Source organism: Pseudomonas sp. 14P_5.3_Bac1, assembly GCF_025466135.1.
GTDB lineage: Bacteria > Pseudomonadota > Gammaproteobacteria > Pseudomonadales > Pseudomonadaceae > Aquipseudomonas.
Window position 1 is genome coordinate 1 of record NZ_JANLOF010000067.1, and the last position, 8,507, is coordinate 8,507.

At 60.9% G+C, this 8,507-nt stretch carries 9 protein-coding genes; 6 read left to right on the forward strand and 3 right to left on the reverse strand.

Going from position 1 to position 8,507, the window contains the following annotated elements; translation table 11 throughout:
- Positions 1-105: 105 nt before the first annotated feature.
- Positions 106-1,599 carry a CoA-acylating methylmalonate-semialdehyde dehydrogenase gene (locus NTD89_RS18115; RefSeq protein ID WP_262208891.1) on the reverse strand — a complete coding sequence of 498 codons (1,494 nt, stop codon included), beginning with the start codon at positions 1,597-1,599 and terminating at the stop codon, positions 106-108.
- A gap of 39 nt (positions 1,600-1,638) precedes the next feature.
- The gene (locus tag NTD89_RS18120; protein WP_106577754.1) at positions 1,639-2,988 is read right to left on the reverse strand and encodes an aspartate aminotransferase family protein; all 1,350 of its coding nucleotides are present in this window, start codon (positions 2,986-2,988) and stop codon (positions 1,639-1,641) included.
- A 125-nt stretch (positions 2,989-3,113) separates the two neighbouring features.
- On the opposite strand from NTD89_RS18120, the gene NTD89_RS18125 reads away from it, so the two are divergent.
- The 4 genes from NTD89_RS18125 (at position 3,114) to NTD89_RS18140 (ending at position 6,857) form a co-directional block, all read left to right on the forward strand.
- The gene (locus NTD89_RS18125) at positions 3,114-4,034 is read left to right on the forward strand and encodes a LysR family transcriptional regulator (protein ID WP_145160389.1); all 921 of its coding nucleotides are present in this window, start codon (positions 3,114-3,116) and stop codon (positions 4,032-4,034) included.
- Positions 4,035-4,121: 87 nt separating this feature from the next.
- A complete protein-coding gene (locus NTD89_RS18130; protein ID WP_262208893.1) occupies positions 4,122-5,516 on the forward strand; it encodes a uracil-xanthine permease family protein in 1,395 nt (464 codons plus the stop codon).
- An 87-nt stretch (positions 5,517-5,603) separates the two neighbouring features.
- A complete protein-coding gene (locus NTD89_RS18135) occupies positions 5,604-6,263 on the forward strand; it encodes a TetR/AcrR family transcriptional regulator (protein WP_262208895.1) in 660 nt (219 codons plus the stop codon).
- A gap of 12 nt (positions 6,264-6,275) precedes the next feature.
- Positions 6,276-6,857 carry an IMPACT family protein gene (locus NTD89_RS18140; RefSeq protein ID WP_262208896.1) on the forward strand — a complete coding sequence of 194 codons (582 nt, stop codon included), beginning with the start codon at positions 6,276-6,278 and terminating at the stop codon, positions 6,855-6,857.
- Between the two features lie 66 nt (positions 6,858-6,923).
- Here NTD89_RS18140 and NTD89_RS18145 read toward each other — a convergent pair whose 3' ends face one another.
- The gene (locus tag NTD89_RS18145) at positions 6,924-7,340 is read right to left on the reverse strand and encodes a hypothetical protein (protein ID WP_262208897.1); all 417 of its coding nucleotides are present in this window, start codon (positions 7,338-7,340) and stop codon (positions 6,924-6,926) included.
- Positions 7,341-7,422: 82 nt separating this feature from the next.
- Between NTD89_RS18145 and NTD89_RS18150 the strand changes: the two genes are divergently transcribed.
- Together NTD89_RS18150 and NTD89_RS18155 are read left to right on the forward strand one after the other, a co-directional pair.
- Positions 7,423-7,773 (forward strand): MerR family transcriptional regulator, encoded by a 351-nt coding sequence (locus tag NTD89_RS18150; RefSeq protein ID WP_106577748.1) that lies wholly within the window; start codon positions 7,423-7,425, stop codon positions 7,771-7,773.
- 25 nt (positions 7,774-7,798) lie between these two features.
- Positions 7,799-8,485: an SDR family oxidoreductase gene (locus tag NTD89_RS18155; protein ID WP_145160379.1), complete on the forward strand. Its 687-nt coding sequence runs from the start codon at positions 7,799-7,801 to the stop codon at positions 8,483-8,485.
- The last annotated feature ends 22 nt before the right edge of the window (positions 8,486-8,507 follow it).

An 8,507-nucleotide genomic window follows, 5' to 3' on the forward strand; every position in this document is an offset into this window, starting at 1 on the left:
TTCCAGAATCTGCCGTCAACACCTTTTTTCACATTTCTGTCATATCGGTCAATAAAGCCCCAAAAACGACAAAGCCGGCCCCAAAGGGCCGGCTTTTATTCCGCCTTACAGGCTAGGAAAGGCAAACTGCGACGCTTCATGGCTGGCTCGTTGCGGCCAACGCTGGGTGATCGCCTTGCGACGGGTATAGAAACGCACCCCATCCGGCCCATAGGCATGCAAGTCGCCAAACAGCGAGCGCTTCCAGCCGCCGAAGCTGTGATAAGCCACCGGCACCGGCAGCGGGACGTTCACCCCGACCATGCCCACATCAATCTCGTCACAGAACAGGCGCGCTGCCTCACCGTCACGGGTAAAGATGCAAGTGCCATTACCGTACTCGTGATCATTGATCAGCTGCATCGCCGCTTCCAGGCTATCCACCCGAACCACACACAGCACCGGCCCGAAGATCTCTTCTTTATAGATGCGCATCTCAGGGGTCACACGATCAAACAGGCTGCCGCCCAGGAAGAAACCTTCCTCATGCCCGGCAACACTCAAACCACGACCGTCGACCACCAGCTTGGCACCCGCCGACACGCCGTCTTCTATATAGCCGCTGACCTTGTCGCGCGCCTGGCCCGTCACCAACGGCCCCATATCCAGGCCACAGGACGTGCCCGCACCAATCTTCAGCGCTTTGACCTGCGGCACCAGCTTGGCGATCAACGCATCCGCCACCTGATCACCCACGCACACCGCCACCGAGATCGCCATGCAACGCTCACCGCACGAACCATACGCCGCGCCCATCAAGGCACTCACGGCGTTATCCAGGTCTGCGTCCGGCATCAGCACCGCGTGGTTCTTCGCCCCGCCCAGCGCTTGCACACGTTTGCCGCGCTTGGTCGCTTCGGAATAAATGTATTCGGCAATGGGCGTCGAGCCCACAAAGCTCAGCGCCTTGACTTCCGGCGCCTCGATCAGCGCATCCACCGCGCCCTTGTCACCGTGCACCACGCTCAACACGCCTTTAGGCAGGCCGGCTTCCTGCAGCAACTGCGCGATCAGCAGCGTAGAACTTGGATCACGTTCCGACGGCTTCAGGATGAAACAGTTGCCGCAGACAATGGCCAGCGGGTACATCCACAACGGCACCATCGCCGGGAAGTTGAACGGCGTAATACCAGCCACCACGCCCAACGGCTGGAAATCCGACCAGGCATCAATGTTCGGTCCCACGTTACGGCTGTACTCGCCCTTGAGAATCTCCGGCGCCGAGCACGCGTACTCGACGTTCTCGATCCCGCGCTTCAATTCACCCGCCGCGTCTTCCAGCGTCTTGCCGTGCTCTTCGCTGATCAACTGCGAAATGCGTGCTTCGTTTTGCTCCAGCAATTGCTTGAAACGAAACATCACCTGGGCACGTTTGGCCGGCGGGGTATTGCGCCACGCCGGGAACGCGGCCTTGGCCGAGTCGATCGCCTGTTGGATGGTTTCACGACTGGCCAATGGCACTTGGTGAATCACCTGGCCGGTAGACGGGTTGTACACGTCGGCACTCCGGCCGCTGTCATTGACCAACTCACCGTTGATCAAATGCTGGATAAGGCTCATGCAGGGCTCCTGAAAAGGTGTTCTATATAGAAGGAGGAATCAGTCGATCTTGTTCAGCACTTCGCCGACCGCGTCAAACAGACGATCCAGGTCCTGCGGCTTGCTGTTGAAGGTTGGCCCAAACTGCAGGGTGTCGCCGCCAAAGCGCACGTAGAAGCCGGCTTTCCACAAGGCCATGCCGGCCTCGAATGGACGCACGATGGCATCACCGTCACGCGGAGCAATCTGGATCGCGCCGGCCAGGCCGTAGTTACGAATGTCGATCACGTTCTTGCTGCCCTTCAAACCGTGCAGCGCATTCTCAAAGTGTGGCGCGACTTCGGCCACGCTCTGCACCAGGTTTTCCTTCTGCAGCAGGTCCAATGCCGCCAGGCCAGCCGCGCACGCCACCGGGTGCGCCGAGTAGGTATAGCCGTGGGGGAATTCCACGGCGTACTCCGGCGTCGCCTGGTTCATGAAGGTCTGATAGATCTCGCTGCTGGCAATCACCGCGCCCATCGGGATCGCGCCGTTGGTGACTTGCTTGGCGATGCACATCAGGTCCGGGGTCACGCCGAAGCTGTCGGCGCCGAACATCGAGCCGGTACGGCCGAAACCGGTGATCACCTCGTCGAACACCAGCAGGATGTTGTGCTGATCGCAGATCTCACGCAGACGCTTGAGGTAACCCTGTGGCGGCACCAGCACGCCAGCGGAGCCGGCCATCGGCTCAACAAACACGGCGGCGATGTTCGACGCGTCGTGCAGTTCGATCAACTTGAGCAGCTCATCGGCCAAGGCGATACCGCCCTGCTCCGGCATGCCACGAGAAAACGCATTGCTCGCCAGCAAGGTGTGAGGCAGGTGATCCACATCCATCAAGCCCTGACCAAAGAGCTTCCGGTTACCGTTCACGCCACCCAGGCTGGTGCCGGCGATGTTGACACCGTGATAGCCACGGGCGCGGCCAATCATTTTGGTCTTGGTCGCCTGGCCCTTAAGGCGCCAGTAGGCGCGCACCATCTTCACCGCGGTATCGGCGCACTCGGAGCCCGAGTCCGTGAAAAACACGTGGTTCAGATTGCCCGGCGTCAGGTCGGTAATCTTTTCTGCCAGCTGGAACGACAGCGGATGGCCGTACTGGAAGCCCGGGGAGTAGTCCAGGGTGCCCAGTTGCTTGGCGACCGCCTCCTGGATTTCCTTGCGGGTGTGCCCGGCGCCGCAGGTCCACAGGCCCGACAACGAGTCGTACACCTTGCGGCCCTTGTCATCGGTCAACCAACTGCCTTCGGCGGCCACGATCAGGCGCGGGTCACGCTGGAAGTTACGGTTGGCGGTGTAGGGCATCCAGTGCGCATCCAACTTCAATTGGCTGGCCAGGGACGTAGGGGCGTTTTCGGGCATGTTCATCAGCAAAACCTCGCAGGGCAAAAGGCAGCGTCGGGATTGAAAAGCGTTCTTGCAGCTAAATTGCCACGGGGATAAAGTCGGTGAAATTCAACTTTTCTAACCTTCAGTCAGGCCTTCACTAAACTATGAGCAGCCGTCGACCCGACCCCCTGGCCCAAGTCAGTGACTTCGATATCCGCCTGTTGCGCATCTTTCGCAGCGTGGTGGAGTGCGGCGGCTTCTCAGCAGCAGAAACCGTGCTCGGCATTGGCCGCTCGGCCATCAGCCAGCAGATGAGCGACCTCGAACAGCGCCTGGGATTGCGCCTGTGCCAACGCGGGCGTGCCGGTTTCTCGCTCACTGAAGAAGGCCGCGAGGTCTACCAATCGGCCCTGCAGCTATTAAGTGCCCTGGAAAGCTTTCGCACTGAGGTCAACGGCCTGCACCAGCATTTGCGTGGCGAGCTGATCATCGGCCTCACCGACAACCTCGTCACCCTGCCCCACATGCGCATCACTCACGCGTTGGCACAGTTGAAGGAACGCGGCCCGGACGTGCAGATACAAATCCGCATGATCGCCCCCAATGAAGTCGAGCAAGGCGTACTCGACGGCCGCCTGCATGTCGGCGTTGTCCCCCAGGCCAGCGCGCTGTCGGGCCTGGAATACCAGCCGCTGTACAGCGAACGTTCGCTGCTCTATTGCGCGGTTGGCCACCCGCTGTTTTATGCCGACGACAAACAACTGGACGACACCCGCCTCGACAGCCAGGACGCCATCGCCCCCACCTTCCGCTTGCCCGCCGAGATCCAGGCCCATTACCAGGCACTCAACTGCACCGCCAGTGCCTCGGACCGCGAAGGCATGGCGTTCCTGATCCTCACGGGTCGCTACATTGGTTACCTGCCTGACCACTACGCCAGCCTGTGGGTGCAACAAGGCCGACTGCGTGCGCTGAAACCGACTACACGTTTTTACGATTTGAGCCTCGCATCGGTCACGCGCAAGGGCCGTCGCCCTCATTTGGTGCTGGAAAGCTTTCTCGAGAGCCTTGCGGCAACGCGCTAGCTCGGGCCTTTCGGCAAAAGCTGAGCAACTGGACAGCTTTTTGCAAGGCACAAGGACCTTGAACCGTCCGCCCTGAGTTTGCCCGCCATGCCACCAGAAACCTCCAGCCCCAGCGACCTGATCTACGGCCTCAACGACCGCCCAAAACCCATCCCGGCAATACTGGCCGCCGCGCAACACGTGCTGGCGGCGTTCGTCGGCATTATCACGCCGCCTTTGATTATTGGCTCCACGCTGGGCCTCACCGCCCATTTGCCCTACCTGATCAGCATGGCATTGATGGTCTCCGGCGTCGGCACCTTCATTCAGGCGCGCAGGCCATTTGGCATCGGTGCCGGGATGATCTGCCTGCAAGGCACCAGCTTTGCGTTTCTCGGCGCGGTGTTGTCGGCAGGCTTTCTGGTCAAGCAACGCGGTGGCAGCCCGGAAGACATCATGGCGATGGTCTTCGGCGTGTGCTTTTTCGGCGCGGCGGTACAGATCGTGCTGAGCCGCTTTATCGGCCAACTGCGCCGAGTGATCACGCCCCTGGTCACCGGGATTGTGATTACGCTGATCGGCATCAGCCTGATCAAGGTGGGCATCACCGACCTCGGCGGCGGCTTTAACGCGCCCGACTTCGGCGCTCCGGTGAACCTGGCGTTGGGCGTGTTCGTGGTGCTGACCATCATTTTGCTCAACCGCTCCAACACTCCGTGGGTTCGCCTTTCGGCGATCATCATCGGCTTGGCCCTCGGCAGTCTGGCCGCCTGGTTCAGCGGCAAACTGGTACCCCAAGCCCTGCCCGACTTGCCCTTGATCAGCGTGCCAATGCCCTTTCGCTTTGGTTTCAACTTTGACTGGAGCGCTTTTTTGCCCATCGCGCTGATTTATCTGATCAGCAGCATCGAAACCGTCGGTGACCTCACCGCCAATTGCATGATTGCGCGCCAACCCATCAGCGGCCCTTCTTATATAAGCCGACTCAAAGGCGGCGTATTGGGCGATGGTGTGAGTTGCATGATCGCCGCCACCTTCAGCGCCTTTCCCAACACCACCTTCGCGCAGAACAACGGCGTGATCCAACTCACCGGCGTCGCCAGCCGTTACGTCGGTTTGTACATCGGCGTGCTGCTGTTCTGTCTCGGCTTGTTTCCGTCGATTGGTGCCGTGCTGCAGCAAATTCCCAAGCCGGTATTGGGCGGCGCCACCCTGGTGATGTTCGGCAGCGTGGCCGCTGCCGGTGTGCGCATCCTTGCCCAGGCACCACTGGACCGGCGCAGCATGCTGATCATCGCCACCTCGTTCGGCGTCGGCCTGGGCATTGCCGCCCAACCGGACCTGTTGCACTTGATGCCGTCCCTGGTGCGAAACCTGTTCGACTCAGCCATCACCAGCGGCGGCCTGACCGCCATCGTGTTGTGCCTGTTGTTACCGGAAACCAAAGCGACCTGCGTTGGCGCAAACCACGCGCCGGAAAGCGACACGCTGGAACCGCTTTGACGGTTTTATTGCATCGGGACTTGTCTGAGGCTTGAGGGTGGGTTATCTGTGCACACGTCGTCTCTATCGATCAGCACGGAAACCTCCATGAGCCTCGAAGTTCCTGCCCACAGCAACCACGCCGGTAAACCCGCCAGCCGCATTCGGCAAAAGAACGAACAAGCGATTCTGCAGGCTGCTGAAGACGAGTTCGCGCGCCATGGCTACAAAGGCACCAGCATGAACACCATTGCCTCGAGTGCCGGGCTGCCCAAGGCCAACCTGCATTACTACTTCACCAACAAGCTCGGCCTGTATATCGCGGTGCTCAGCAATATCCTCGAACTGTGGGACAGCACCTTCAACGCGCTGACCGCCGAGGACGACCCGGCCGTGGCGCTCACCCGCTACATCCGCACCAAGATGGAGTTTTCCCGGCGTCACCCACAGGCCTCGCGGATCTTCGCCATGGAAATCATCAGTGGCGGCGAATGCCTCACCGAATATTTCAGCCAGGATTACCGCGCCTGGTTCAGTGGTCGCGCCGCCGTGTTCCAGGCCTGGATCGACGCCGGCAAGATGGACCCCATCGACCCCGTGCACCTGATCTTCCTGCTGTGGGGCAGCACCCAGCACTACGCCGACTTTGCCACCCAGATCTGCCGCGTCACCGGCCGCACCAAGCTGACCAAACAAGACATGGAAGACGCCGGCAGCAACCTGATCCACATCATTCTCAAAGGCTGTGGCATCCAGCCAGCCCTCTAAACGAAGCGACTTATGCCTTTCACGCTTACCGGCCTTTGCGAATTTCGTGAAGAAATACGCAAAAGCCGCTTTATTACCCTCGCGGCGCCGATCACCAGCGCGCAAGACGCCCAAGCGTTTTTCGAGCAATACAGCGACCTCAACGCCACGCACAACTGCTGGGCCTGGAAACTCGCCGACCAGTACCGCAGCAACGACGACGGCGAACCCGGCGGTACCGCGGGACGGCCGATTCTGGCCGCCATCGAGGCCCAAGGCTTTGATCAGGTCGCCGTGCTGGTGATTCGCTGGTACGGCGGCATACAACTGGGCACCGGTGGCCTCGCCCGTGCCTACGGCGGCGGCGCGAACAAATGCCTGCAAAATGCCGAGCGCATCGAGCTGATCAGCCGCGTGCCACTGAGCTGCGCCTGCGGCTTTTCCGAGCTGAACCTGGTCAAACTGCGGGTCGCCGAACTGGGCGGGCTGGTGGTGGAGGAAACCTTCACCGCCAATGGCGTGGAGCTGCAGCTGGCACTGGGCGAGGCGGCTATCGACACGCTGCAAACCCAACTTGCCGACCTGAGCCGTGGGCGCATCCTGCTGGCGCGCTGAAACTGCCCACATCTACTGTGCACCTGCCTGTGGATAACCTGAGCACATCCGCCTGTAACCCTTCTGTCATAAGGGCTTACGGGCGCCGGTCATTTTTTGATCAGTCTCCACGGGGACCATCTGCGCGATGCCCCACGCCCCCTCAAACAGTAACGTTACCCACAACACCGCCGTCGCCCCCTGCATCAGCGCGTAGAGCTGCCAGGTCGCGAACAGTGCGCGGCCGGCCGCGTCATAGAGGCCAAACTGGCGCTGCGGGTCGCGAATTCGCAGCACCGCCCATACGCACACAATCGAGCCGAGCAAATTGGCCATCAGCACATGCGCCGGTGCAAAAGCCGGCAGCGTCCCCGGCAGGTTCAAACCCTGCAGCACGCTGTGCACAAACACAAAGCTCCACGGGGTGACAAACGCCGCGGTCACGATCAAGTCGTACCAGGCGCTGGCGCGCACCAGTGTTCGGTATTGGGCAGCGGTCCACATATCGGCAAGCTCCTTGAATTAAGAAGCCAGCAGGCTAAAGCCTGGAGTATGCTCCAGGGTCAAGCCCTTTCGAGCCCGCCCTATGCGTATCGGCGAACTAGCCCAGGCCAGCCAGGTCAGCCGCGACACCCTGCGTTTCTACGAGCAGCGCGGGTTGATCGCAGCACAACGCAGCGCCAACGGTTACCGCGACTACCCGCCAGACATGGTGCAACTGGTGCTCTACATCAAGACCGCGCAACGCCTGGGCTTCAGCCTGGGCGAGATCGGCAGCAGCGTCGCCGCCCTGTGGCAGGCGCCCGACCCCGACAGCGCTGTCACGCAATTGCTGCAAGACAAGCTCAACCTGATCGAAACCCGTATCAGCGAACTAGGCCACCTGCGCCAGGAGTTGCAGCAAAGGCTGGGGCAACGTTGTCCACTGAATCCGTGAACCTCCATTCCAAAGGAAGCCTTTCATGTCTACGCCAAAAACCGCACTGATCATCGGCGCCTCGCGCGGGCTGGGCCTTGGCCTGGTCAAGCAATTGCTTCAGGACGGCTGGGATGTGACCGCCACCGTGCGCGATCCGAACAAGGCCGATGCGCTCAAAGCCGCAGGCCCGGTACACGTCGAAAAGCTGGACATGGATGATCAGCAAGCCGTGATCGCCCTGAGCCAGCGCCTCAAGGACCGCACCTTCGACCTGCTGTTCGTCAACGCCGGCGTCAAAGGCCCCGCCAATCAAGAGCCTGGCCACGCCACCCTGGCGGAAGTCGGCCAGCTGTTCTTCACCAACGCCGTGGCGCCGATCAACTTGGCCCAGCGTTTTGTCGGGAAGATTCGCAAAGACAGCGGCGTGCTGGCCTTCATGAGCTCAGTGCTCGGCAGCGTGACCATTCCCGACGGTGCGGACCTGGCGCTGTACAAGGCCAGCAAGGCTGCACTCAACTCCATGACCAACAGCTTTATCACCCAACTCGGCGACCAAAAGCTCACCGTGCTGTCGCTGCACCCGGGCTGGGTGAAGACGGATATGGGCGGTGAAAACGCGCTCATTGATGTCGACACCAGCGTGCGCGGCCTGATCGATCAGGTAAATGCCTACACGGGCAAGGGCGGCCATCACTTCGTGGACTACAAAGGCGACACCATCGCCTGGTAATACCACGGATCAAAATGTGGGA

Bases quoted from the DNA above. Each gene is read 5' to 3' on its own strand.
- NTD89_RS18115 (WP_262208891.1), bottom strand. From the start codon at position 1,599: ATGAGCCTTATCCAGCATTTGATCAACGGTGAGTTGGTCAATGACAGC.
- NTD89_RS18125 (WP_145160389.1), top strand. From the start codon at position 3,114: ATGAGCAGCCGTCGACCCGACCCCCTGGCCCAAGTCAGTGACTTCGAT.
- NTD89_RS18120 (WP_106577754.1), bottom strand. From the start codon at position 2,988: ATGAACATGCCCGAAAACGCCCCTACGTCCCTGGCCAGCCAATTGAAG.
- NTD89_RS18130 (WP_262208893.1), top strand. From the start codon at position 4,122: ATGCCACCAGAAACCTCCAGCCCCAGCGACCTGATCTACGGCCTCAAC.
- NTD89_RS18155 (WP_145160379.1), top strand. From the start codon at position 7,799: ATGTCTACGCCAAAAACCGCACTGATCATCGGCGCCTCGCGCGGGCTG.
- NTD89_RS18135 (WP_262208895.1), top strand. From the start codon at position 5,604: ATGAGCCTCGAAGTTCCTGCCCACAGCAACCACGCCGGTAAACCCGCC.
- NTD89_RS18140 (WP_262208896.1), top strand. From the start codon at position 6,276: ATGCCTTTCACGCTTACCGGCCTTTGCGAATTTCGTGAAGAAATACGC.
- NTD89_RS18145 (WP_262208897.1), bottom strand. From the start codon at position 7,340: ATGTGGACCGCTGCCCAATACCGAACACTGGTGCGCGCCAGCGCCTGG.
- NTD89_RS18150 (WP_106577748.1), top strand. From the start codon at position 7,423: ATGCGTATCGGCGAACTAGCCCAGGCCAGCCAGGTCAGCCGCGACACC.